Consider the following 24,593-nt stretch of genomic DNA (forward strand, 5'->3'; position numbering starts at 1 on the left):
GATCGATGATGAAACCATTTAACCGATTCAAATGGAAACAAACGGCCGCAGCCATCCTATTGGCTTCCATAACGCTCTTAGCAGCAGCTTGCGGCAATAATGCCAATTCGGCAAGCGGCGATGCCGCGGACGGCAAACCGGTCAAAGTGCGCTTCGCGCTTGACACGGCGGCAGGCGGCTCGCTGCAATTCCGGGTTGCCGAGGAGCAAGGCCTCTTCGACAAATACGGCATCGACGCCGAAATAGCCAACTTCGCTTACGGCATCGATACAATCAACGCCATGCTCGTAGAACGATCGGACACGGGAACGGCCGCCGATTACGCCCTCCTCAACTCGCTCAGCAAAGGCGACTTCAAGGTCGTAAGCACGCTGACCCGCGAGACCGAGAATCAAGCTGCAGCTACCGTGCTAATCGCCAAGGGCGACGATATTAACGAGCCGAAGGACTTGGTCGGCAAGAAGCTCGGCGTGGCCAAAGGTACGGTATACGAGTACATTTGGTACAAATTTCTAGAAAACGAAGGGATCAATCCCGATGATATCAAGTTCGTTCCGTACAGCACGCCGGACGAAGCGCTTATCGGGGTACAGAAAGGACAGATCGACGCCGTATGGGCAGCAAGCATCTTCATCGACAAGTTCCTTGCGCTCGACGGTGCCAAGAAGATCGCAGACCTCTCTTCAGCCGAAGCGAACATCTCGTCCTACTTCGTTCTTCAAACCAAATTTATCGAGGAGCATCCGGAAGCGGTCGAAAACATTTTAAAAGCGGTATCCGAAGCTATTGGTTACGTTGAAGGCCACAAAGAAGAAACGGCCGAGCTCGCATTTAAGGAGCTAAAGCTGCCTAAGGAAGGCGTCTTGAAAGATTTGGAGCAGCTCACCTATACGATCGGATTTACGCAGGAGGATTTCGCCCATTTGGAGGAAATGAAGCAGTTCATCAAAGACAAAGGCATCCTACAGCAGGATTTCGACCTAAAAACAAAGTTGTCCCTGGAGCCGCTTAAGCAAGCATTCCCTGACTCCGTTACCTACAAACCGTGAGAGGATGATCACCGTGCAGCCATTAAGACAGTCAGAAGCGATTCATATCGAGAACCTGCGCAAATCGTTCCATGCTCCCGTCGCCAACAAGGAGCCGCATTATATTATCAAAGACATCAATCTGACGATCAAGGGCGGCGAGTTCTTCATTCTGCTCGGCCCGAGCGGCTGCGGCAAGTCGACGCTGCTTAATCTGATTGCCGGCTTCATCGGCAAGACGGAAGGAAAGATCGCGCTGGGCGGCAAGGAAATCCAACGCCCCGGCAGCGAGCGGGCGATGGTGTTCCAGCAAGCCGACGCCTCGCTTTTCCCTTGGCTTACGGTGCGCGAGAACGTCGAGTTCGGCCTGAAAATGAAAAAGATCAAGAAGGCTGAACGCCATGAAATCTCGAGCCGGTATATCGAGCTCGTCGGACTCGGCGGCCATGCCGACAAATTCCCGAAGGAGCTCTCCGGCGGCATGAAGCAGCGCGTGCAGCTCGCAAGGGTGCTGGCGAATGATCCCGCGATCCTGCTCATGGACGAACCGTTCGGCGCTCTCGATGCGATGACGCGGCGCACGATGCAGAAGGAATTAATCCGCATCTGGAGACAGACGAACAAGACGGTTATTTTCGTCACGCACGACATTCAGGAGGCGATTCTGCTCGGCCAGCGAGTCGGCGTCATGTCCGTCGGTCCTTCCTCCCAGATTACCGACCTGCACGATATCCCGCTTGAATACCCGAGAGATCTGTCCGACCCGAAGGTGCTGGAGCTGCTCGGCACGATTCAAAATCATTTTGACGAATAACGTTCTTCCCCAAGGAGCTGCATGAAGATGACAATATTCAAACAACTGCTGAAGCTGGGCATTCTGCCATGGCTCGGAGCGCTGCTTATTTGGCAGCTGGCGGCGATGGCCTCCAATCCTGATTTTTTACCCGGGCCGTATCGTACGCTGAAGGCGGCCGTCGAGCTTTCACAAGACGGCTCGCTGTTCACTTATATCGCCTACAGCTTCTACCGCGTGCTCGTTGGATGGCTGCTCGGCAGTCTGATCGCGATTCCGATCGGCTTGCTGATGGGACGAATTCGAGGCATTCGCGCCGTTACCGAACCGATCTTGAACTTCATCCGATTCATACCGCCGCTCGCGTTCATTACGCTGTTCATGCTTTGGTTCGGCATCGGCGAGCAGTCCAAAATCATTCTGATCATGTACGGCACGATATTTACCGTTATCCTGAACACCTTGACCGGCGTGATGGCGATTGAAGAGGATAAAATCCGCTCCGCCCGAAGCATGGGCGCATCGGAGACGCAGATCATGTTCCATGTCGTCATTCCAGCAACTATCCCTTATATCTTCACGGGCGTCCGCCTCGCGATGAGCACTTCCTACATGGCTATTATTGGCGCCGAAATGGTTGCGGCGAACGAAGGCGTCGGCTTCCTTATCTGGAATTCGCGCCTGTACTTCAAGACCGACTGGATCTTCGTCGGCTTGATCATCCTTGGCCTAATGGGCTTCCTGACCGACCGTTTGCTCGGCTTGACCGGCCGGAAACTTCTCGGCCGCTACGGCATCGTGAATACGGGCGGCTCCCGCGTTCGCCAATTCTAATCCATACGTAAATACGCTCGTACTATCCTTTAGGAGGAATCTATTATGTCTAACTGGAAAAAAGAAAAATTCCAAGGCCGCATCAGCGCAGCCGTCGAAGACTCCGTCCCCCATTGGCCGCAGCCCGCGAAGCCGCAAGACGGAGCTCCCAATATCGTCGTCATCTTGCTTGACGATCTTGGCTTCGCCCATCTTGGCTCATACGGCTCCGACATTGCGACGCCGCACATCGACGCGTTGGCTCAAGGCGGCCTCCGATACAACAACTTCCATACGACAGCTGTCTGCTCCCCGACGAGAGCGGCGTTGCTGACCGGGCGTAACCCGCACGCGACCGGCGTCTCCTTCGTATCCGGCTTCGACAGCGGCTTCCCGAACACGCGCGGCAAAGTAAGCAAAGAAACGGCGCTTCTGAGCGAAATATTAGTTGAAGAAGGCTACAATACGTTCGCCGTGGGCAAATGGCATCTCGTTCCGGCAGCCGAGCATTCCGCCGCCGGACCGTTCGACAATTGGCCGCTCGGACGCGGCTTCGAGCGCTACTACGGTTTCCTGGAAGGCGCTACGAGCCAATGGAACCCGGATCTGGTCGAGGATAACCGTCCCGTCCAGCAGCCGAAGACCGTCGAAGAAGGTTATCATTTGACCGAGGATTTAACCGATCGCGCGATTCAGTACATCCGGGACCAGAAGTCGGCCGCTCCGGATAAACCGTTCTTCGCTTACGTCGCGTACGGCGCGACTCACGCCCCACATCATGCGCCTAAGGCGTATGTCGACAAGTACAAAGGCAAATACGACAAGGGCTGGGACGTTGCCCGTACGGAATGGTTCGAGCGCCAGAAGTCGCTTGGCATTATTCCGCAGGATGCGGTATTGCCGCCGCGCAATCCAGGCGTGAAGGCATGGGCCGATCTAACGGCCGACGAACAGAAGCTGTTCGCGCGTCAACAAGAAGCGTTCGCCGGCTTCCTCGAGCATACGGATGAGCATATCGGCCGGCTTGTCGATTTCTTGAAGGAAATCGAACAGCTCGACAATACGCTGCTCGTGCTGCTCTCCGACAACGGCGCATGCGCCATGGGCGGCGACGAAGGAACCGTTCATAGTTGGGCGGAAGGATTCGGACTAAAGGAATCGTTCGAGGAGAAGCTCCAGCGGATCGACGAGATCGGCACCCATCTCGCTAACAACCACTACCCGGCAGGCTGGGCGCAAGTAGGCAACACGCCGCTGAAATGGTACAAATCATTCGTCCATGCCGGCGGCGTGCAGGACCCGCTCATCATCCATTATCCGAACGTCATCAAGAAAGGCGGCACGGTTCGCAGCCAATTCCACTTCGTGACGGACATCGTGCCTACCGTGCTGGAACTGCTCGGCATCGAAGCGCCGGATACGTACAAAGGCGTAAGCCAGCAGCCGATTCACGGCACCAGTCTAGCTTACACGTTCGAGGATGCGGACGGCCCGTCGCGCAAGCCTGCCCAATATTTCGAAATGATCGGCAACCGCGGCATTTGGAAGGATGGCTGGAAGGCTGTCGCTATCCATAAGCCGAATACGCCATTTGCCCAAGATGAATGGGAGCTGTACCATGTCGCCGAGGATTTCACCGAATCGCGCAATTTAGCTGCCGAGCAGCCGGAAAGACTGCGCGAGCTTGTCGACCTATGGTGGGCGGAAGCCGGCCGCAACGGCGTGCTGCCGCTTGACGGCCGCTCGATTATCGCGAAGGTAAGAAGCATCGAGTCCGCTCGTCCGGCTAAGCAAGATGTCGTATCGCGCACGTTCTATCCAACATCATTCGGATTGCCGTTCGCCAAGGCGCCTGATATTCGCAATAAGCCTTTCGAAATCAACGCCAGCTTGGATCGTTCCAGCACCCGGGACGAGGGCGTAATCGTCGCCCAAGGCGGCCGCTTCGGAGGTTACTCGCTATATGTGCAGCATAATCGGCTAACGTTCTTCTACAATCATTCCTACGGTGTCCAGTATGTCGTTACTTCGGACTCCGAGCTGCCTGCCGGCGCCGTTACTGTGACGTTCCGGTTCGCCAAAACTGGCGACAATGTAGGTGTCGCGACACTGTATGCGAATGGCACCAAAATCGGCGAAGGCCATGTTGGACATACGGGCTATCTCGGCTTCTCGAACGAGCAATTCCACGTCGGCGAGAACAACCCGACACCGGTCAGCCCGACCTATGCGTCGCCGTTCCGCTTCAGCGGTAAGCTGAACAACGTCGTATATACGCTTGGCGGCTATTCCGCCGACCTGGAATCGCTTCTTGCCGTAGAGCTCGCTACAGAATAATAACTAGGTTCGGCCCCATGAATAGTTTCCATATTTATACACATACTAGAGATGCTCTGCTTAATCAAGCAGTTGCAAATCATGATCCATATGTGGAGGGAAAAGATTCACGATGAAAATTTTCGCGATTACGACGGCACTGCTGCTCCTGCTTCAAACGCAAACGTTCGGAGCCGTATCTGCACATGAAGGCAATGAGGCGCACGGCGCTTCGATAACGATCGTAAATGCCGACAATCAGGCGATCGGCAAAGCGACGCTGACTCAGAAAGACGATAAGGTGCTCATCCACCTTGAAGCAGAGAAGCTTTCGCCGGGCAAGCATGGCATCCACATTCATGCGGTCGGCAAATGCGATGCTCCGGACTTCAAGACGGCGGGCGACCATTTCAACCCGACGCAAAAGCAGCATGGCTTCAATAATCCGAAGGGCTTCCATGGAGGCGACCTACCGAATATCGAAGTCGGCGCGGACGGCAAAGTGACCGCCGATCTAGAGACTGCCGTTGTCACCCTCAAGCAGGGACAACCGAATTCGATCATTAAGGCCGACGGCGCAGCGCTTGTTATCCATGAGAAAGCGGATGACTATGTAACCGATCCATCTGGCAATTCCGGCGCTCGGATTGCTTGCGGCGTCGTGAAGTAATTGTAGGTTTACAGCAAAAAAAAGCATATCCCCCTGCCGCCACGGCTAGGGGGATATGCTTTTTATATGCCTTTAAAGCCTATTGAATCGGAGCCAGATGCGCACCATCAATGACCGAGTACGTGGAGCTGCCCGGCGTTTTCCAGCCTACCGCCACATGGTCGCCGCCGCTCTCTTCCTTATGCAGCACTTCTACATAGTAGCGTTGCCCTGCCGTTAGCGTATTTTGGCCGGATTGCTGGTTCGTGTAGGATGTAAAGCTCAGCTCGCCCACCCAATCTACGACTTCGCCGATCTGTACTTTATTGCCCGCCGTATTGTCGGTGCTTAAGTAAAGCACGCTGTTGTTGTCGCCCGCGATCGAGAACTGATAGGTTCCCGTTACTGTCGGCACGATATAGCCGCGGATACGCGTACCGTAATTGTCGCCCCAGTTCGAAGGCGCCTGGAAGCTCGTTAGCGAGGACGTGCCAGATGGCGTTGTCGATACCGGAATGCTGCCGATCGTCGGTCCCGTTATATTCGTCCAGTATTCTCGCGTTATCGATCCTGTCGACGTCTGACCGCCCGATGCGCTAGTCGTTACGTTAACGGAACTGCTTGCAGCCGATACGTTGCCCGCCGCATCCTTCGCTTTTACCGTGAAGCTATAGGCTGTGCTTGCCGACAGCCCTGTTACCGTGTAAGTCGTAGCTCCTGTCGTCGTACCTGCAAGCGAAGATCCATTGTAAATCTCGTAACCTGTCACACCTACATTATCCGTCGATGCCGTCCACGAAAGGCTTACACTCGATGCCGTTGTTGACGTCGATGTTAAACCTGTCGGTGCTGTAGGAGCCTGCGTGTCGCCTGCAGGCGCATTCGTCGTCACGTTAAGCGCGGAGCTTGCCGCCGATACGTTGCCCGCCGCATCCTTCGCTTTCACTGTAAAGTTGTATGCCGTGCTAGGCGAGAGCCCTGTTGCCGAAAAGGTCGTAGCCCCCGTCGTTGTGCCGGCCAATGTCGTACCTCTATAAATCTCGTAACCCGTTACGCCTACGTTATCCGTGGATGCCGTCCACGATAAGTCTGCGCTTGTCGAGGTCTTAGCCGGTGAAGTTAATCCGGTTGGAGCCGTCGGTGCCTGCGTATCTCCGCCGCCACCGCCGCTTGATGCCGTGTTCACGAAGCATGATTTATATTGCCCCGGTGCCGGGTCGCCGAACGTATTGTTGGAGCACATAACGCCGTTCGTGTACGTGCCGTAATTGAAGCTGCTGCCCGCTCCGTAGCGGACTTCCTTCGTGCCGGTGAAGCTGCACATATTGTTCTCGCCCGCGCACAGCTCCCAATTTGCAACCGGCGTCTGGTCTGTTGTAACGCTTAGCGCGCTGCTCGCTGATGACATATTGCCGGATGTATCCTTCGCCTTCACGGTGAAGCTGTATGCCGTGTTCGGAGTCAGACCCGTCACGGTATACGAAGTAGAGCTGCCGCCGATCGTCGTACCGGCAAGACCGCCGTTCGCGTAAACCTCATAACCTGCGATGCCGACATTATCAGTAGAAGCGTTCCACGTAAGCGTTACGCTAGTGTTCGTCTTCGCAGGCGATGTCAGATTAGCAGGAGTGGATGGTGCCGTCGTATCCGGCGGCCCGGCTACAACCGTAATCGTCTGCTCCTTCACATGCGCTCTGCCGCCGTTATCCCAAACGCCGAGAATAACTTGATACGTACCCGGCTTCTGATACGTGTATGTCGGGCTGACCGTCGTAACCGGCAGACCCTCGCCCAGATCCCATAAATGCTCGACGATCGTACCATTGTCCGTGGACGTGTTCGTGAACGTCACCGACTGACCGAGTTGAACCGTCATTGGCGCCGTGAAGTTCGCTACCGGCTTCGGATCGCTGAAGCCGCGGCTCGTAAGCTGCGTATTCGTGCCATTGCCGCTGACCGTATTGCCGCTCCACTCGAGATCCGCCGCCGAGGACGGATATTGATCGATGGAAGGACCGCCGTTGCCCGTAATCGTATTGTTCACGAAGCTGAGACGATCCGTTCCGCCTGCCGTCGTAATCTCAATCGCTTTTCGCCCATTGTTAATGATTTGGTTGCTGTCGAATGTAATGTTCTTCGTATTGCCGTGGATACGAACCGCATTCCCGTCATAGCCCTGATAGGCTGCCGAAGGATGCCCGATCGGTCCGTTCTCCCATACGTTTTTATAAAAATATTGGAACTGCTCCGTTTGTCCCGTTCCTTCGCCCTGCAGCTGCATCCCCCACATGACGATGTTTTTGACGGTGTTGTAGTTCCAGAGCTGATAGCCCGTGCCCGGCGATTGCTGCATGCCGACCTGCTGACCGCCGTCGACGAGGTTGTTGCTCGTTACGCCGTGGTCAACCATGACTTCCAGCCCCATGTTGCCTACCGTTCCGTCCGTTGCCTTCACGATATTGTTGCGTACCGCGATATAAGAGGAACGTACCGCGCTGATCCAGTGATCGACGTTATTGTTCTCGATTATGGAGTTGTCTACGTTCGTATGAAGCTCGATGCCGAGACCTTCCATCTTTTTGCCTGTACCGGTAACGGTGTTGCCGCGGACGATCGCCCCCGGACTATTGTCGTTTACGAAAATACCGCCGCGACCTGTAAGATGAATAACGTTGTTCTCGATCAACGCATTGTCCGATCCCCAGCCGACGCGAACTCCGCCGCCCCAGTCGGAGTTGACGCCGATATTCGTGACGATATTGCCCGAAATGGTCAGATTATCCGTATTGACGCCGTATAGGGCGAATGGACCGAAGCCCGATGACGTGCCTATATCCTTCACTTTGAGATTCAACATTTTGTTGCCGCTGCCGTTTTCCGAAACGACTACGGACTGCGGGACCGTGCTATTGTTCGCGTCCAGCGTCATGTTGGACACTTCCGCGCCGGTCAGATTGTACATGGAGAAGAAGGTTAGCGCCGAAGACGAATTGAATTTAATGATCGACGTATCGCGGTTCGCACCCGTTATTTTCACGCCAGACTTGCCGTTAACCGTACTCGTTAAGTAAAACGTGCCTGCAGGAATAAGGACGGTATCGCCGCTCGATGCAGCGTCGACGGCGGCTTGTATGGCGGCGCTGTCGGACACCGTGTCGTTGCCGGCGGCTCCATAAGAAGTGATATCGAGCGTTGCGGCGAATACGGCCGGTACTGGCAAGATCGGCAGCAGCATAGACAATGCGCACAAGGCGCTGAATATGCGCGTCTTCATCCTCGGTCGCTTGCTTAATTTGGTCATTAGTAATCCCTCGCTTCAATTAAATTGGATTTGTTACAGAATGGTTTCTGTCTTTATCCCCGTCATGATGCGATTACCCCTTGGTATATCTGCATGACATGTCCGTAAGCCTCACCTCCTCAACTTATATCCCACCGATTATCCGGCAAACGTCAGGCCGCTCGATCAACGGGCGGCCCGTTCGCTTCAAGTAACTGATTCCTGCTTACTCCGCTTGAAATAGGATCCGGGCATCGCCCCAATCCGCGTGATCCCAATCCGTTCCGTTGCCGCCGTTCGTGACGACGAGCTTCAACTGCTGCGCACCGCTAATATCGACATCGATATCGATCGTATCCGAATTCGCATCCATGACGCCGCTGTCGTAAGCAAGTACCCCGTCCAACCATACCTCGAAGGAGACAGAACCGTTGCCGTACGTCTCGTCGTCGACCCCGACGCTTGCTTGGAACTTCTCATACGCACCGCCTACCGTGTATACAATCTCAGAAGCGGCATGCGTTCCAAAACCTTTCGCATAGACTACGCCGTTCAACGTTATCGGCCGGCCATCCGAAGACTTATCGAGCTGGATGTTGCCCCAGCCTGCCGTACCGGAATCCCAAGCATAATCGCTCAAATTAACAGCCGATGTCGGCGCGTTCATTGTGACCGATGCCGGTGCGCTCGAATCCGAGCGATTGCCGGCTGCGTCCCTCGCCTTCACGGTGAAGCTGCTCGTCGTGCCCGGCAGCAGCCCTTTAGCCGTATACGAAGTTGCAGCTGCTCCTGAGGTTGTACCGATTAGGCTGTCATTACGGTATATTTCATAGCCCGTTACAACCTTGTTATCGGAGGATGCCGACCAAGAGAGAACAGCACTTGTTTCGCTCGCTGCAGCGGCCGTCAGGTTCTCAGGCGCTGTAGGCGGTGACGAGTCAGGTGCCTCCGTCGTAATGGAAAGCGCCGAGCTTGCTCCCGATACATTACCCGCCGCATCTCTAGAACGTACAGTCACGCTATACGTCGTTAATGGCGCTAGACCTGTCACCGTGTACGATGTTTCACCCGGTTCCGTCGTACCTTGCAATACTCCATCCACGTATACGTCATAACCGACGACACCCACATTATCGGATGCCGCTTGCCAGCTCAGCTCTGCCGTCTCATCGGTCTGCGACGGTGATGCCAGGCCTGTCGGCACGGCCGGTGCTTGGCGATCCGGCATTCCCGGCCTAACGAGCAAGCTCTTCTCCTTCAGGTGGGAGCGCCCTTCGTTATCCCATACGACCAGCGTTACGCGGTAAATACCCGCTTTATCATACACATAGGTCGGCGAGACGGCTGTGCTTGGCAGACCGTCGCCGAAGTCCCATAGACGGTGGGCGATCGTACCGTCGCTGTCGAACGAGCTGTCAGTGAACTTTACGGGTTCTCCTACGCGGATGAGAACCGGAGCAGAGAAGTCGGCCGCCGGCTTCTTATTTTGGAAGCCGCGCGACTGCAGCTGCACATTGCTGCCGTTGCGGAGCACGATATTGCCGGACCATTCCAGATGCTCGGCCGCAGCAGGATACGGATCCATCGTTATCCCTTTATTTCCCGTAATGAGGTTATTCGTGAAGCTCAGCCGATCAACGCCTGCGGCACCGGTTATTTCAATCGCTTTGCGGCCGTTACCCGCAATCAGATTGCTGTCGAACGTTAAGTTCTGCGAGCTTCCGTGAATCCGGACGCCGTTGCCGTCATAACCGGGATAATTCGCTTTCGGATTGCCCTCTTGCGTATTAATGAAGCTGTTCTTATAGAAGTATTGGAACTGCTCGTTCTGTCCGGAGCCTTCTCCTTGGAGCTGCATGCCCCACATGACCATGTCCTTCACGATGTTGTAGCCCCAATATTGATGCCCCGTTCCCGGCGACTGCTGAATCCCGACCTGCTGCCCGCCGTTCACGAGGTTATCGGTCGTAATCGCATCGTCCGCCATAATCTCCAGGCCGATGTTGCCGACTCGGCCGTCCTTCGGCTGAATGATATTGCGCCTAACCGCAATCTTGCTGGAGCGGACCGCGCTGATCCAGAAGTCGACTTGGTTGTCTTCAATAATGGAATTGTCCACGTTTGTATGCAATTCAATGGCGAGACCATGCTCCTTCAGCCCGGAACCCGTAATCTTATTGCTGCGCACGACGGCCCACGGACTGTTGTCGTTCACGAGAATACCGCCGCGTCCCGTATCGGCAATGACATTACCTTCAATCGTGGCATGCGAAGAGCCCCATCCGGCACGTATGCCAGCGCCCCAAATGGAAGCGATTCCAATATTGGTGATGTGATTGCCTGAAATCGTTACGTACGGCGAGTTATCAACGAACAGCGCATGCGGGCCGAATCCTTCGGTGGCGGTAAAGTCCTTCACCCGAAGGTTCTTCATGCTGTTGTCGCTGCCGCCCGACACCGCGACGGCCGACATCGCAATTAAGCTGCTATTGCCGTCGAGCGTCAAATCCGATACGGAAGCGTTCGTTACATTTTGCAAATAGATCATGTATGTATCCGACTCTGAGGTGAACTTCACAATCGACTGATTCTGCTTCGCGCCCTTAATAGCAACCCCTGACTTGCCATATACCGTGCCTGACAAATAATAGGTACCTTTAGGAATGAGAACCGTGTCTCCTGGCGATGCGGCATCGACGGCTGCTTGTATGGCTGCCTTGTCGTCCAACGTATCCGTGCCGTTCGCGCCGTACTCGGCGATGGACCTTGCCGTTCCCGCAGAGCCTGGCGATGCTTGTACTCCCGGCAGCGGTCCTGCCGCCAACAGCAGCGACAGCGACAACAATAGGCTGACCCGCGCTCGTTTGGATTTCATCACTACTATCTCTCCCTTGCCAATAGAATAGGGCGGGAACGCGGTACCCTGTCCGGGTACTTTGCTTCCGCCCTTCTATCTTGCACTATGGATTAACGCTTCGAAACTGTTCAATTCTCGATTTACTTTACTTGCAGGCTGTACATATGGCTAATAGCTGTATTATTTCAATTCCCGCTGTCGAGGCTTGTCGAGCAATTAACGGGGAAACTCCAGCTCTGCCTCATTCAGTATACGCACGAATTCCAAATCAATGGATCCATTGTTCCAGCCTCCGCTAACGTTATGGGCGAAAGGCGTCGCCTTCTCCCCCGATAAGGCGGGTATATATCCGATATAATACGAAGAAATCCGAGGATTAACTTCGAACATGAACGGTCTCCGCAGCTTAGCGCTTTGCATACGCCCATCCGTCTCAAGCATAGCTGCCCATTCCTTTGGGATTTTTACGGCGCCATACGACCGTTCCGCAAGAATAGCTTTCCATTCCATCTGAATGCGCGGGTTATAGTAGTCCATTCCGTTCGTCCGTCCGCCGTTCCTATCCCGAATAAAATAAAAGGTTAGGTCTTGAATCGTCGATCCCGGACTCATGTTCCATACGATGTATCGGCTGGACGGATCGTTCGCCCGAAGCCCCCATATATGCGGATAAACATTAATCTGAATCGCGCCGATCTCCCACTTGAATCCGTCCCAGACCCAGAAGCTCATGCCATGCTCGCTTTGATCGGTTACGAAGGGAACGAAAGCATGTCGAGCGTCCAGCTTGACGATGTCTTGTATGTTCTTCACGCCAGCTTCTGGATATTGTTTGATAATGGCTGCCGCAGCCTGCTCGGCATTAGGTAGTTCCTTCGGTTTTACTCCAATCTGTAAAAACAGTACAACCCCGGCAATAACGGCCAACAGAATCGTCATTACGATTTTCTTATTCATCGGTACGACCACCTATCTCAAGAAGCGACTCCTCAGAGACGTAGTAATAATACTGATCTCCCCTGGAGACTAATAAACCTTTGCCGTCAGACTGGATAAAGATTTCAGCATGAATGCCGCTGCCCCATCTCGGTTCCACGCCTATTAATGCGTATGGAAACCGCTCATGCCCACTGTCCCTGGATTCATAAAACCAGTCCATGCTTAGATTCATTTCCTCCGGCCGCAAGGAACTAAGCTTCGACTGGAATAATGACCGATCGAAGACAGCTTCCGGGGCTGACGGGTGGACGGATACAATACCAGCGGAATCCACGTTCGCAATATAGGTAGCAACCTCGCGTTTCGGATAAATAACCTCATGACTATAATAAGCAGCCAAGTGCGATGCCATAAAAATATAATTTGCCAAAAAACCAATCCAAGCTATCGCACGATACTGCTTCCAAGTCGTCTTTGCCGTAACGAGATAGACTACCCATACACCGAGCGGCAAGACAGCGAACTTCGCCGTCGTTCCGCCTATTGTCATCTGAATACTGAAAGCAATGATGCTTATGAAAAAAACGATCAAAGCCCGCCATAAACGAGGTTTCTCGACCGCTCGCCGATACTTTTGCCAGACTAGCGCCAATAAGATCAACCATCCAAGCAATAATCCGATAACCGCTACAACGTTCTCAAACCCTTCCAATCGAAACAACAGCACTTGATCTCCCCTTCCTGGCAGTCGCTAAAACCCCCTCTTTTTACTCTAACACGCCTGATTTGGGAATGTAATCCTTTTTATACGAAGGGGGTCATAGCCTAAAGCAAAAAAAAGGCCGTACCGTCGGCAACTTTCGTCACCCTCGGTACAGCCTATCTCCTCTTGCCCCATCTTACTCGATGTAACTATAGTCCGTGAACGTCGCGGCTTGTCCTCTGTACACACCTGCTGCGTCGATCAGATTCCAGACGGTAGCTTGCTTCATATAGAAGCGCCGCCCCGAGCTGGAAATGCGCACGCCGGTGTAATCATCAACATAACCGTTTGCCGTCACCATGGTGAAGAATCGGTCGCGTTCCTCCCGCTCCAGCGACTCCGCAGTCAAGCGCGAAGGTATGCTCGTCAGCTTGTCCCACTCCATCTCCCACAGCTTAAGCGCAAGCGCATTGCCGAAGTTTAATACAGGGTCAGCCTCCGTGCCATGCGACAAAATAACTCTTGGGGCTTGAAACAACAAGTCCGCAGCTGACGTCACATTGCTTAACGACTCTCGGTCGACGAGCTCCCTGCCTGTCCAGCGCAAGTAGCTGTCCATTATCAACAGCGCATGTGCCTCCGTTGCTCCAACGCCTGATCTTAACGAGTCCGTCATCGCTTACGCCTCCTCGTGCGCTGTCAAAGCGTCACTTGCAGGCTTTTCTCCGCGGAAAGCATTGTTATAGCAGCGTCTGCATACCGGCTTATAATCCTCGTTGCCGCCAACTTGAATCTGCTCGCCCGCATTGACCGGCTGGCCGTCTCGGAAGCGAATGACCATCGTCGCCTTGCGGTCGCAATACCAGCAGATCGTCTTGATCTCCTCAATCTTGTCCGCTTGCACGAGCAAATAGTAGCTTCCCTCGAACAACTGATTCTGAAAGTCGTTCTTCAGCCCGAAAGCCATGACGGGTATGTTCAGCTCGTCTACAACCCGCGTCAGCTCCAATATATGATGTTTCTTCAGAAATTGAGCTTCGTCAATAAGAACGCAATAAATTTGCTTATGCTGCGCTCCTGGATTAAGGAACGACTTCACGCTTTCGAACAGATCCGTTTCGTCGTGAACCGGTATCGCATCACGCTCGAAGCCTACGCGCGAGCCGACTCGGTCTACCTCGCCTCTGGCGCTGACCGATGGCGAGAATATAAGGACCGGCTTTCCTTGCTCTTCGTAGTTGTGGGCGACCTTAATAATCTCGAACGACTTGCCGCTGTTCATCGTTCCGTATTTGTAATAAAGCTGTGCCACCTGTATCTCCTCCACCTAACGTATCAGTACAACTATTATACAGGAAGATAACGGCGCAACGGACAACAACTTTACTCGTTTACTCATTTGAATCTGTTTCTGCTACTCATTAAGCAGTTGCTTTGGATTTGCCTTCTTCTTCTTCCTTGTCGCTCGACAAGAACCAGCCAAGTGCCGCGATGATGATGAGTACGATGTAGAACGTCAGCTTCCAGCCCGTCGAATGCGCGAAGTGCTCGGAAACAACGCCAATGGACGGATGTGCAAGTGTAATAACAGCCAGCTTAACGCCTACCCAGCCTACGATGAAGAACGCCGCAAGCTCAAGACCCGGTTTACGCTCCAGCAGCTTGACGAATGCGGATGCCGCGAAACGCATAATAAGCAAGCCGATAAATCCGCCAAGGAATATAACGGTGAATTGTCCAACATCCATACCGCCAAAAGTACCCAAGCCTGTTGCCGGAAGCGCTACTGCAAGCGCTACTGCTGCAAGAATCGAGTCAACGGCGAAAGCGATGTCGGCAATCTCGACCTTAACGACCGTCATCCAGAAGCTGCTACCTTTCTTCTCCTTGGCAGGTTTTCCTGCCGCCTCGTCAGCTTCGTCCTCGGCTTTCTTAATGAGAAGCTTTCGGAATATGTGGTTACATGCAATGAATAACAGGTAAAGCGCTCCAATTGCTTGAACTTGCCATACGTCCACCAAGAACGAGATGGCGAACAAGGAACCGAAACGAAGCACGAATGCTCCGACCAAACCGTAGAACAATGCTTTTTTGCGCTGCTCTTCAGGCAAATGTTTAACCATAATCGCCAAGACAAGCGCGTTATCCGCCGCAAGCAAACCTTCCAGTACGATCAATACTAGCAATACCCAACCGTACTCCAACAACAGTGATAAATCCATGCTGATCCCTCCATTTAATTTGTAGTATCTCCCGAGGCATAAAAAAAACCTCTGCCTAAATAGGCAAAGGTCTGGCTAACAACGTTGACGTTGCCAATAAAGCCGGAGAAGGTCATTCTCGTAATGACGACTTTACTGTAAAAGCTACTCCCCTTTGGAGTGTTCAGTACGCTATGCAATTGTGTAGCATTCTGATTACCGTATAGTTACGAAGCCCATATTATTTAGGTTTCAGTTTTTTTAAATTTTTTTTCCTTATATAACGGAATGCGGATAAGGACGGTTGTGCCTGCGCCAAATCGACTGCCGATCTCGACGCCATATTGCGGACCGAACTGCAGCTTGATTCGCTCATCGACGTTGCGAATGCCGTAACCTGCTTGATCTCCGCCGCTGCGCTGATTGATCGCCAGAACATGCTGCGGCTTCATGCCGACGCCGTCATCAATTATTTTAAATACAATGGCGTCCTTCTCCCGATATGCACATAATTTGATCGTTATGCAGCTTTGGAACAGCGCGTGCTCCAATATATTTTCGATAAAAGGCTGCAAAACAAGCTTAACCGTATCATACCCGTAGACATCTGCTTCTATGTCATACATAACCTCAACACGGCTGCCGTATTTGATCTTCTGAATTTCGATGTACGTCTTTGCCTGCTCGATTTCCTTCTCCACCGGAATAATGAACTTCCCATGATTGAGCGTCAGCCGGTAAAACTTAGCGAGGCCGGTTACCATCTGATCGAGCTTGTCGATCTCGCCGAACTTGCCTAGGCGACTAATTGACGACAGCGTGTTGTAAAGAAAATGAGGATTGATCTGCGCTTGAAGCGCTTCAAGCTCCGCCTCCTTCTTCTCCAGCCTTGCTTCGTACACTTCCTTGATGAGCGAGTTGATATGCCGCCCCATATCGTTGAACGCTTCAGCGATTTGGAAGAACTCGTCATTGCCCGAATATTGAATTCGCTTATCGAAGCGGCCTTCGCGGAAGGCGTTAAGCGAGCGAATGATCTTCGTTACGCGAACGGAGAAGAAACGCGAGATGAACAGGCTGATGCTGGAGAGAACGATGAAACTGCCTAAGCATATTAAAACGGTCAGCCATTTCACCTTATCGGCTTCCTTCGACAGATCCTTATGCGGAATTAAAGCAATAATCGTCCAATCGACATTCGGAAGCTTCTCCACGACAGTCAGATGCCCTCGTGACAGATCCTCCGTCCACGTTGCGTATGCCGGATAGGAGGTTTCCTTGGAGGAGGCATGAATGATCCGATCGTTTTCGTTCAAAATAATAACGCTGCTCTTGTCGCCGAATTTCCGATAATCCGCGCTGCCGGCAATATCCTTCATCCGAGCGATAATACGCATGAAGCCGATCTGTTTTTGCTTCTTGTAGTCGAACATCGGCCGAAGCAAGGAGATATTATCGTATCTCGCATCCTCCTCGATCTGGCGCCAGAAGGATCGGCTCTCAATTTTTTCCGCGTCGACTTCGCTCGACTGAAATGATTTAAACCAGTATGTATTCATGATCCGATCCATATGGAACAGCTCGAAGGAATCGACCAATAGCAATGGGTCGCTCCCCTTCGTTGGTACAGCGTATATTTCCGGATACGTCTTATTCGTAATATAAAACTTAAGCAGCGCCCGATTCGGCGTTAAGTTAATGGCGTTCTGCAGCTTCGGCACGATCGATTTCATTGTCTTGTCGTAAATGGTCCAGCTGTATTCATTCAGCCGAAGGTCATCCTGCAGCGCATAGTCCCAGTACAACTGATCGGACGTTCGCTGAAGCTGATCGATCTGATACATCATATTTTCCTTCGTCTGCGTGAGCGTGCCTTGAATGGTCGACTTCGCATGCTCCGTAATCGCTTTCACGGAAGTCGTATAGGCAAAGTAACCGATCAGAATAACGGGTATAAGTACAATAACGAGATACGATGCCATAAGCTTGTAACCAAAAGGAATCATTCGTCTCTGTCTCTTGCTGGCTGCTGCCATTGCTTCGTCTCCTCGTCCCCTCTGCGGACTGATCGCCTTTAGTTAGCTTCGTTTGCGATAATCGCCCGGCGTCATGCCGGTTGCATCCTTGAACAGCTTGCTGAAGTAGGCAAGACTGCCGCAGCCGATCTGATCGGCAACCTCGTACACCTTGAGACTCGTATCCTTAAGCAGAAGCTTCGCCTTCTCCACGCGCTTGCGCGTCATGAAGTCGCTGAAATGCTCATCCGTCTCTTCCTTAAACAACTGGCCCAGATAATTTGGAGAAAAGCTGAATGCGGTTGCCAGCTCCTTCAATGTCACGTTCTGATGCAATCTAGTATCTATATATAACTCGATTTCTCGGATTAGTTTCATATTTTTGCGCTGCTGCTTGCTTTGCAGCTTGTTGGCTAGAAGGCTTACCGTCGTCGTCAGCCAACCATGGAAGGCGTGAATGTCGTCATATTGAAACAGCTGATCCACCTGCATAGCGTCACGTTCCAGAATTACGCTCAAATCCTCGTTCAAATCGTTCAAGAACGTATCGAGCTTCGATACGATATATGTCACATAACCTTGCAATGCAGCCTTGTCGTTGCCAATCTGCTTCACATTAAAGAACAATTCATCAAGAAAATCCTTCATCCGCTCCAGTTCATGGTTGGCCATCGCAACAAGCAGGCTCTCTACGATGGCATCCAAATTAGCGGGGCTTGCTTGCGCTATATCGAACGTCGGAGCGAAGCCTGTACCGCTGTTCTTGCCTCTGAATAGGAAATACGACATCGATTGCTTAAGCGATTGCTCCCACTGCTGCTGATTGCGCTCGCGGATAAGCGTGCTGCGCACGCCGGATAACGCTTCGAATATTTCCGCATCGCCGACCGGCTTGAGCACATAGCTGCTTGCATTGACCGCAATGGCCCCTTTTGCGTAATTGAAATCCTCGTGCCCGCTTACGAATACAATCTTAAGGCCAGGACGTATCGTCTGCGCCTTGCCTGCCAGCTCGATGCCGGTCATGATCGGCATCCGAATATCGGATACGAGCACATCGACCTCGTTCTCATTAAGAAATTGAAGCGCCGAGAATCCGTCGTTGCATGCGCCGACAACCTCCATCTGCAGCTCGTTCCATGGGACGAGCATTCGTATGCCTTTCAACTCTAGCTCCTCGTCGTCCACTAGCAACACTTTGTACATGATCCCGCCTCCTTAAGCGCCGTTAAGCCCAAAGAAGAGGACATACGCCTGGCGGCGTACACCCTCTTGACCTTGAAGCCTACATGAATATATTACTTGCCGTTGATTTTCGCAACGTTTTCTTGCCATTTCGTCGTACGGTAATCAAGAACCTTTTGGAAGCCGAGACCGTCCGTCTCTTTTTTCGCTTGCTCGATCAAGCTAAGCACTTCATCGTCGCTCTTCGCGAACAGCATTTTACCGAAGTATTCAGCCGCAAGCTCAGTTACTTGCTGGTTAATGATGCCTTCCTCTGTTTCCGGAGCCGGATCGATATTATTGTACTCCGTGTTGTTGTGCGACGTCTTCCAAGCGACATTGAATTGCGCGATCGCACCCCAGTTTTGTTGTTCCTTAGGAAGCATCATTTCAATCTTCGTTTTCGAAGTATCTACATAAGTCGCGTTGCCTGCCCATACGTAGGCCTCGAGCTTCTCTTTATCCTTCTGCTCTTGCGGCGTGCTGTACCACTTGTCGTTCGGAATCGGAGCGCCGTCTGCATCGAACTCATCCCAATACAAGCCTTGCGGACCGAAGAACATAATCCGTTGACCCTCTTCGCCCGCCATCCAGTCCAGGTATGCGAAGATCGCCTCAGGGTTTTTCGCGTTCGTTGTAATAACGTTGACATTCCAGCCGAGCGCATTGTAACCATTCGGGAATACATTGTTTTTGTCTACGCCTGGCTTAACGATTGGCCAGATGAATTCATAGCCGCCGCTTGGGTCGGCGTTTTTCCACGTATTGTGGCCTTCTCTGCCGACGTTCGTTGCATTGCCGCCTACATAAACCGCTACGCGGCCTGTAGCCAGCTTCTCTTTCACTTGATCTTCCTTCTGCGTCATCGCGTCTTGCGTAATAAGTCCTTCTCTGAACAGCTTGCTTGCGTATACCATATTTTCTTTCCAAGCTTCATTATCATAGATCGTGCGGAATTTGTCTCCGTCCGGATAAGATTTCATATGGCTGTAAGCCGTCGTATTGCCTTCGCCGAAGCCTGGGAACATGACTTCCACGCCTTCTGCCGTTCTTCCGACTTCGAGAGGCACAACGTCCGGATAGCTAGCTTTCACTTGCTTCAAGTAGCTGTAAAGGTCGTCCGTCGTTTCAAGCTTCGGAGAACCAAGCTCTTTGTAAATTTTCGAGTTGACGAACCAGCCGCCATTGCCCGTAGGAGCAGCCGTGAACCAGTTCGGGAATTGATAGATTTTGCCGTCGCTTGAGCGAAGCATGTTCAGCGTCTCTTCGCCTGCCCACTTCTTCAGGTTCGGATATTTATCGATGAAGTCATCTAAAGGAACGAGCACGCCTGCTGATCTCAGACGCTCAACGTCCGGACCGCGGTCCATCATCATCGCGTCGGGAAGCTCTTTGGATGCGATCATCGTGCTTAGCTTCTGTGCAGCTGCGCCGCCGGATTGAATCGGCTCAACGGTTACTTTCTTATTCTCTTGAACCCATTTACTGTTCGGGTTAGCCCCCCATGGCTCGGTTGTCCACCAATCGTAGTTAACATAATAGGTGAAAGTGAATGGCTGTTCGCCGAATACAAAACCATTTTCTTCCTTCTTGTCGCCTTCCTTGTTGCCGCCGTTGTTGCTGCCTTGCGCAGGCTTCTGGTCGTTAGCAGGCTTGTCGTTGTTCGACGAGCATCCAGCCAAGGTCATGCTTGCGGTAACAGTTAGCGCCGTAAGTAGAACGAGCAGCTGTTTTCCTTTCATCTTTTAAACCCTCCCGTTATGTTTGTACTCTTAACTTTCATTTATCTATTCATAACCCGCCGGTAGCTAGGCGGCAGGATCGAATACTCCCATTCCAGCGCCTATTCCTTCAGCGAGCCGACGAGCACGCCTTTCACAAAATATTTCTGTACGAACGGATATACCATAATAATCGGGATTGTTGCAACCATCATTGTCGCCATCGTCAGCGATTTGGTCGTTACGCTCTGCATCCGGCTGAGCGCGTCGGCAGCGGAAGCGTTGCCCTTGGTTGCAATGGAAAGCTGCTCCGACATGATGTTCGAGTTCAGAATTTGCTGCAGCATCGTCTGTACCGGGAACAGCTCCGTCTTCGTAATGAAGATCGTCGGCGTGAACCAATCGTTCCAGTGATAGACGGCTGTGAATAATGACAGCGTAGCCAAAACAGGTCCGGACAATGGCAGTACAATCTTAAAGAAGATGCCGAACGTGCTGGCCCCGTCGATTCGCGCCGATTCCTCAAGGCCTGAAGGCAAGCCCATGAAGAATGTGCGGAATATAATCATATTGAAGACGCTGACGGCAGTCGGTATAACCATAACCATGAACTTGTTCATAAGACCAAGCTCGACGTTAAGCAGGTAGTAAGGGATGAGGCCGCCGCTGAAATACATCGTAATGACGGCGAACACCATGTAGAACTTCTTGCCCATGACGCCTTTGACCGACATGCCGTAAGCGAATATCGCCGTCATAAAAATCGATAGAATCGTGCCGGAGATCGTCCGCAGCACCGAGATATAGAAGGCAGTTACGATTCTGCCGTCTTGGAATACGATTCGATAGTTGTCCAGCGTGAACGCCCTAGGCCAGAACGTGACGCCCCCTCTTGAGGTATCCATACCGACGTTGAAGGAAATGACTGCCGCGTTCCAGAACGGATACAGCGTTGCGATTCCAAGCAGGACGAGGAATATATAGATGAAGGTATGCAAGGTTTTGTCTCCGCTGCTTAGCTTCACAAGGATTCACCACTTTTCTGAAAATAAATGACACAGCTAACGGCTACCATAGGCTCGACCCTGCTCTTCTTGCGATATAGTTCGCGCCCGTAAGAAGGCCGACGCTTATAATAGCCTTGAACAATCCGACTGCGGCTGCATAGCTGAATCGGTTGTTAATAATGCCGGTTCGATACGCATAGGTGTCGATTACATCCGCGACGTCGCGCAGCATCGGGCTTGAGCCGAGCAGGAGCAGATCGTCGAAGCCCGCGTTAAGCAGGTTGCCGATGCTAAGAATCAAGAAGATGATAATGACTGGCGTAATCGACGGCAGCGTAATGAGAAAAATTTGTTTGAACTTATTCGCGCCGTCTATAGAAGCCGCTTCATACATGCTCTGATCGACCCCTGCAATCGCAGCCAAGTAAACGATCGTCACGAATCCGACTTCCTTCCACAAGTTCGTCGTGATAATGATGGCCCAGAAGTTCTCCGGCATCGACAAGAAGTTGATCGGCTTATCGATAATGCCGAGCGCTTGGAGCAAAATGTTCAAGCTGCCGTTATCGACGGACAGCATCGAAATCGTAAAGCCCGATACGATTACCCATGACAGGAAGTGCGGCAAGTAGCTGATCGTCTGAACGATCCGCTTGAATGCCATGTTCTTCACTTCGTTCAGCATGAGCGCAAGAACGATCGGAGCCGGGAAGTTGATGACCAGCTTCAGGGCGCTGATTACGATCGTGTTGCGGATAACCCGGAAAAAGTCAGGGGAGTTGAAGAACATGTCGAAATGCTTGAACCCTGCCCAGGGACTATTCAGGAAGCCTTTGTACAAGTTGTAATCCTGGAACGCCATCAGCACGCCGTACATCGGAATGTAGTTGAAAACGAGTATGAACAGAAGCGCCGGAAAGATCATGACTTGAACTTGCCATTGCATCAGAAACCGCTTCCAAGCCGGCTTTTCCGTTCTGGCTGCCTTAACAGGCGTGTTAACGGAGACAGGTGACTGCAAGGATGATTACCCCCCATTTCTATTTGATACTGTAATTCTAATATTGTAAGCGCCCTCATTCTACTCGACAAAACAACGGAATGTATCGAAATACAACGCTTTCATTTTCCATATTGCGGACAGCAGGACATACAAAAAAAACGGCGGCGCAGGGACAAGTGCCTGCACGGCCGTTTCTCTATTTGTTAACCTTTGACCGCTCCCGCCGTAATCCCGCGCGACATTTGCTCCGTGAACAGCAGATACGTAATGACCGTAGGCAGCGCGATCATCGTCATAACAGCGAACTGGGCGCCGTAATTAGACGAGTATTGCCCGGCGAACTTCATGATCGAGAACGGCAGCGTCTTGAAGCTCTCTGACGTCAGGAACGTATTCGCCATAATGAATTCATTCCACCAGCTGATGAAATTCATAATGCACACGGTAGCAATCGCCGGCTTCGTCATCGGCAATATAATGCGGAAGATAACACCGAACACCGAGCAGCCGTCCATGACGGCGGACTCTTCGATGCTCCTCGGAATCGTTTCCAGGAAGCCCGATATGATAAGCGTGCTGATCGGCAAAGAGAAGGCGATATACGGCAAAATAAGCGACAATGGATTATCGATGAGACTAAGCTGATCGAACAGGATAAAGTTGGGCAGCAGCGTCGCATGGATCGGGACGATCATGCCCAGCATGATGAAGGAAAGCGTCGTGCCGCGCAGCTTCCATTCCATTCGCGAGAAGGCATAGCTTAGCATGAGCGATAGCACGGCGGCTACGAGTATCGTAATCGTTGTAATGATCAAGCTGTTCAGCAGAAAGCGCGGCACGCTGCCGTAAGTAAACGCATTGTGATAGTTCTGCCACTCGAGCGACTTCGGCCACTTCAGCAGACTGCTGCCGAAGAAATCGCCGCTCTTTAGGAACGAATAGTTGATGAGCCATACGAGGGGAAAAATCTGAATCAGCGCGACGATCCACAATGCGGTATGAAGGGTCGTTCGACCGAGCAGCGCACCTACGGTCAGCCGCTGCCTCAACTTCTTAGGCTGCCGCGGAGTCGCCGTGATTGGTTTGATAGCTTCCATAGACATACTCACTCCTTAGGCTAGTCTAGTTAGAATTCGCCGACATCCTTCTTGAACGCTTTGTTCATCGCGACGGTTATTAATAAACAAATGATGACGAATACGACGGATATGGCATTGCCGTAGCCGTACAAAGATGACGTGAAGGCGGACTTATACAAATAGTTTCCGATGAACTGGGTCGTATTGGCCGGTCCGCCGTTCGTCATAAGGAAGACCGTCTCCATCTGCTTGAGACAAGCGGTTACCGCAATAACGACCGCGACACGGACCATTGGCGTCAGCAGCGGAATGACCACCTTCGTGTACAGCTTCACCGGTCCTGCTCCATCCAGCTCTGCCGCCTCGAATAAATCCTTCGGTATGCCTTGCAAGCCTGCATAATAGAGCAGCAGCGCATAACCGAATCCTTGCCACATGACGACAACGATAATGCACCAGATAGCTAGCTGAGGGTCGCCGAGCCAATCCTGCTTCCAGGCAGAGAGCCCTACCCCGTCGAGTGCTTTATTTAACATCCCGTAGTTTGGATGGAATACGCTAACCCACATTTTCGAAGTAACAACAACGGAAATAACGGCCGGAATGAAAAATACGGTCAGGAACAGCTTCTCCAGCCTCCCGGCATGCGTAACGAGAATGGAGAACAGCAGCGCGATCGGATGCTGAATAAGCAGTGTCGCGGCGAGCAGCAGCAAAGCGTTCCGCAATGAACGCCAGAAGACGGGATCATGGAACAATATATTGGAATAGTTCTTGAAGCCGACGAATTCGTAATCGCCTAGCCCGGTCCAATTGGTCGTACCGTAATAAGCGCTCATGGCGATCGGAAAACAAACCATGAACAGAAACAACAATAATCCAGGCGCTACAAGCCATAATATCGTCAATCGATTGCTCAGCAGCTTATGCATGGCCACTCCTACTCCCTTACCTTGCTTAGTGAG

Annotated in this window: 19 protein-coding genes; 5 read left to right on the forward strand and 14 right to left on the reverse strand. The window is 52.3% G+C overall.

Features of this window, described 5'->3' with window-relative positions:
- The first annotated feature begins 5 nt into the window (after window positions 1-5).
- The 5 genes from AC1DF0_RS01935 (at window position 6) to AC1DF0_RS01955 (ending at window position 5,620) form a co-directional block, all read left to right on the forward strand.
- Window positions 6-1,049 (forward strand): ABC transporter substrate-binding protein, encoded by a 1,044-nt coding sequence (locus tag AC1DF0_RS01935; protein WP_442048715.1) that lies wholly within the window; start codon window positions 6-8, stop codon window positions 1,047-1,049.
- A gap of 4 nt (window positions 1,050-1,053) precedes the next feature.
- On the forward strand, window positions 1,054-1,842 hold the full coding sequence (locus AC1DF0_RS01940) for an ABC transporter ATP-binding protein (RefSeq protein WP_442048716.1): 789 nt from the start codon (window positions 1,054-1,056) through the stop codon (window positions 1,840-1,842).
- Between the two features lie 27 nt (window positions 1,843-1,869).
- Window positions 1,870-2,655: an ABC transporter permease gene (locus tag AC1DF0_RS01945; RefSeq protein ID WP_337100177.1), complete on the forward strand. Its 786-nt coding sequence runs from the start codon at window positions 1,870-1,872 to the stop codon at window positions 2,653-2,655.
- A gap of 45 nt (window positions 2,656-2,700) precedes the next feature.
- Window positions 2,701-4,971 carry a sulfatase-like hydrolase/transferase gene (locus tag AC1DF0_RS01950; RefSeq protein ID WP_442048717.1) on the forward strand — a complete coding sequence of 757 codons (2,271 nt, stop codon included), beginning with the start codon at window positions 2,701-2,703 and terminating at the stop codon, window positions 4,969-4,971.
- A 112-nt stretch (window positions 4,972-5,083) separates the two neighbouring features.
- Window positions 5,084-5,620, forward strand: coding sequence for a superoxide dismutase family protein (locus AC1DF0_RS01955; RefSeq protein WP_442048718.1), 537 nt, complete (start codon window positions 5,084-5,086; stop codon window positions 5,618-5,620).
- A gap of 79 nt (window positions 5,621-5,699) precedes the next feature.
- Here AC1DF0_RS01955 and AC1DF0_RS01960 read toward each other — a convergent pair whose 3' ends face one another.
- From AC1DF0_RS01960 to AC1DF0_RS02025, 14 genes are all read right to left on the reverse strand, one after another.
- A complete protein-coding gene (locus AC1DF0_RS01960; RefSeq protein ID WP_477572899.1) occupies window positions 5,700-8,900 on the reverse strand; it encodes a fibronectin type III domain-containing protein in 3,201 nt (1,066 codons plus the stop codon).
- A gap of 205 nt (window positions 8,901-9,105) precedes the next feature.
- The gene (locus tag AC1DF0_RS01965) at window positions 9,106-11,754 is read right to left on the reverse strand and encodes an NPCBM/NEW2 domain-containing protein (protein WP_477572900.1); all 2,649 of its coding nucleotides are present in this window, start codon (window positions 11,752-11,754) and stop codon (window positions 9,106-9,108) included.
- Window positions 11,755-11,952: 198 nt separating this feature from the next.
- Window positions 11,953-12,693: a hypothetical protein gene (locus AC1DF0_RS01970; RefSeq protein ID WP_442048721.1), complete on the reverse strand. Its 741-nt coding sequence runs from the start codon at window positions 12,691-12,693 to the stop codon at window positions 11,953-11,955.
- Window positions 12,686-13,402: a hypothetical protein gene (locus AC1DF0_RS01975; RefSeq protein ID WP_477572901.1), complete on the reverse strand. Its 717-nt coding sequence runs from the start codon at window positions 13,400-13,402 to the stop codon at window positions 12,686-12,688. Before AC1DF0_RS01975 ends, AC1DF0_RS01970 begins: the two co-directional genes overlap by 8 nt.
- A 172-nt stretch (window positions 13,403-13,574) precedes the next feature.
- On the reverse strand, window positions 13,575-14,054 hold the full coding sequence (locus AC1DF0_RS01980) for an MEKHLA domain-containing protein (RefSeq protein ID WP_477572902.1): 480 nt from the start codon (window positions 14,052-14,054) through the stop codon (window positions 13,575-13,577).
- A 3-nt stretch (window positions 14,055-14,057) separates the two neighbouring features.
- Window positions 14,058-14,690: a thymidine kinase gene (locus AC1DF0_RS01985; protein ID WP_477572903.1), complete on the reverse strand. Its 633-nt coding sequence runs from the start codon at window positions 14,688-14,690 to the stop codon at window positions 14,058-14,060.
- Window positions 14,691-14,799: 109 nt separating this feature from the next.
- Entirely contained in the window at window positions 14,800-15,600 is an 801-nt protein-coding gene (locus tag AC1DF0_RS01990; RefSeq protein WP_442048725.1) for a TerC family protein, read from the reverse strand.
- 224 nt (window positions 15,601-15,824) lie between these two features.
- On the reverse strand, window positions 15,825-17,615 hold the full coding sequence (locus AC1DF0_RS01995; protein ID WP_477572904.1) for a sensor histidine kinase: 1,791 nt from the start codon (window positions 17,613-17,615) through the stop codon (window positions 15,825-15,827).
- Window positions 17,616-17,657: 42 nt separating this feature from the next.
- Window positions 17,658-18,800, reverse strand: coding sequence for a response regulator transcription factor (locus tag AC1DF0_RS02000; RefSeq protein ID WP_477572905.1), 1,143 nt, complete (start codon window positions 18,798-18,800; stop codon window positions 17,658-17,660).
- A 92-nt stretch (window positions 18,801-18,892) separates the two neighbouring features.
- Window positions 18,893-20,560 carry an extracellular solute-binding protein gene (locus tag AC1DF0_RS02005; RefSeq protein WP_477572906.1) on the reverse strand — a complete coding sequence of 556 codons (1,668 nt, stop codon included), beginning with the start codon at window positions 20,558-20,560 and terminating at the stop codon, window positions 18,893-18,895.
- A gap of 101 nt (window positions 20,561-20,661) precedes the next feature.
- Window positions 20,662-21,564: a carbohydrate ABC transporter permease gene (locus AC1DF0_RS02010; RefSeq protein WP_337100189.1), complete on the reverse strand. Its 903-nt coding sequence runs from the start codon at window positions 21,562-21,564 to the stop codon at window positions 20,662-20,664.
- Window positions 21,565-21,607: 43 nt separating this feature from the next.
- On the reverse strand, window positions 21,608-22,492 hold the full coding sequence (locus AC1DF0_RS02015; protein WP_477573125.1) for an ABC transporter permease: 885 nt from the start codon (window positions 22,490-22,492) through the stop codon (window positions 21,608-21,610).
- 260 nt (window positions 22,493-22,752) lie between these two features.
- Complete coding sequence (locus AC1DF0_RS02020) at window positions 22,753-23,646, reverse strand: carbohydrate ABC transporter permease (RefSeq protein ID WP_442048729.1); 894 nt, start codon at window positions 23,644-23,646, stop codon at window positions 22,753-22,755.
- A 29-nt stretch (window positions 23,647-23,675) separates the two neighbouring features.
- On the reverse strand, window positions 23,676-24,560 hold the full coding sequence (locus AC1DF0_RS02025; RefSeq protein WP_477572907.1) for a carbohydrate ABC transporter permease: 885 nt from the start codon (window positions 24,558-24,560) through the stop codon (window positions 23,676-23,678).
- Window positions 24,561-24,593: the final 33 nt, after the last annotated feature.

It is taken from the genome of Paenibacillus sp. 05T425 (assembly GCF_056396205.1).

Bases quoted from the DNA above. Each gene is read 5' to 3' on its own strand.
- AC1DF0_RS01935 (WP_442048715.1), top strand. From the start codon at position 6: ATGATGAAACCATTTAACCGATTCAAATGGAAACAAACGGCCGCAGCC.
- AC1DF0_RS01940 (WP_442048716.1), top strand. From the start codon at position 1,054: ATGATCACCGTGCAGCCATTAAGACAGTCAGAAGCGATTCATATCGAG.
- AC1DF0_RS01945 (WP_337100177.1), top strand. From the start codon at position 1,870: ATGACAATATTCAAACAACTGCTGAAGCTGGGCATTCTGCCATGGCTC.
- AC1DF0_RS01950 (WP_442048717.1), top strand. From the start codon at position 2,701: ATGTCTAACTGGAAAAAAGAAAAATTCCAAGGCCGCATCAGCGCAGCC.
- AC1DF0_RS01955 (WP_442048718.1), top strand. From the start codon at position 5,084: ATGAAAATTTTCGCGATTACGACGGCACTGCTGCTCCTGCTTCAAACG.
- AC1DF0_RS01960 (WP_477572899.1), bottom strand. From the start codon at position 8,900: ATGACCAAATTAAGCAAGCGACCGAGGATGAAGACGCGCATATTCAGC.
- AC1DF0_RS01965 (WP_477572900.1), bottom strand. From the start codon at position 11,754: ATGAAATCCAAACGAGCGCGGGTCAGCCTATTGTTGTCGCTGTCGCTG.
- AC1DF0_RS01970 (WP_442048721.1), bottom strand. From the start codon at position 12,693: ATGAATAAGAAAATCGTAATGACGATTCTGTTGGCCGTTATTGCCGGG.
- AC1DF0_RS01980 (WP_477572902.1), bottom strand. From the start codon at position 14,054: ATGACGGACTCGTTAAGATCAGGCGTTGGAGCAACGGAGGCACATGCG.
- AC1DF0_RS01990 (WP_442048725.1), bottom strand. From the start codon at position 15,600: ATGGATTTATCACTGTTGTTGGAGTACGGTTGGGTATTGCTAGTATTG.
- AC1DF0_RS01995 (WP_477572904.1), bottom strand. From the start codon at position 17,615: ATGGCAGCAGCCAGCAAGAGACAGAGACGAATGATTCCTTTTGGTTAC.
- AC1DF0_RS02000 (WP_477572905.1), bottom strand. From the start codon at position 18,800: ATGTACAAAGTGTTGCTAGTGGACGACGAGGAGCTAGAGTTGAAAGGC.
- AC1DF0_RS02005 (WP_477572906.1), bottom strand. From the start codon at position 20,560: ATGAAAGGAAAACAGCTGCTCGTTCTACTTACGGCGCTAACTGTTACC.
- AC1DF0_RS02015 (WP_477573125.1), bottom strand. From the start codon at position 22,492: ATGCAATGGCAAGTTCAAGTCATGATCTTTCCGGCGCTTCTGTTCATA.
- AC1DF0_RS02020 (WP_442048729.1), bottom strand. From the start codon at position 23,646: ATGGAAGCTATCAAACCAATCACGGCGACTCCGCGGCAGCCTAAGAAG.
- AC1DF0_RS02025 (WP_477572907.1), bottom strand. From the start codon at position 24,560: ATGCATAAGCTGCTGAGCAATCGATTGACGATATTATGGCTTGTAGCG.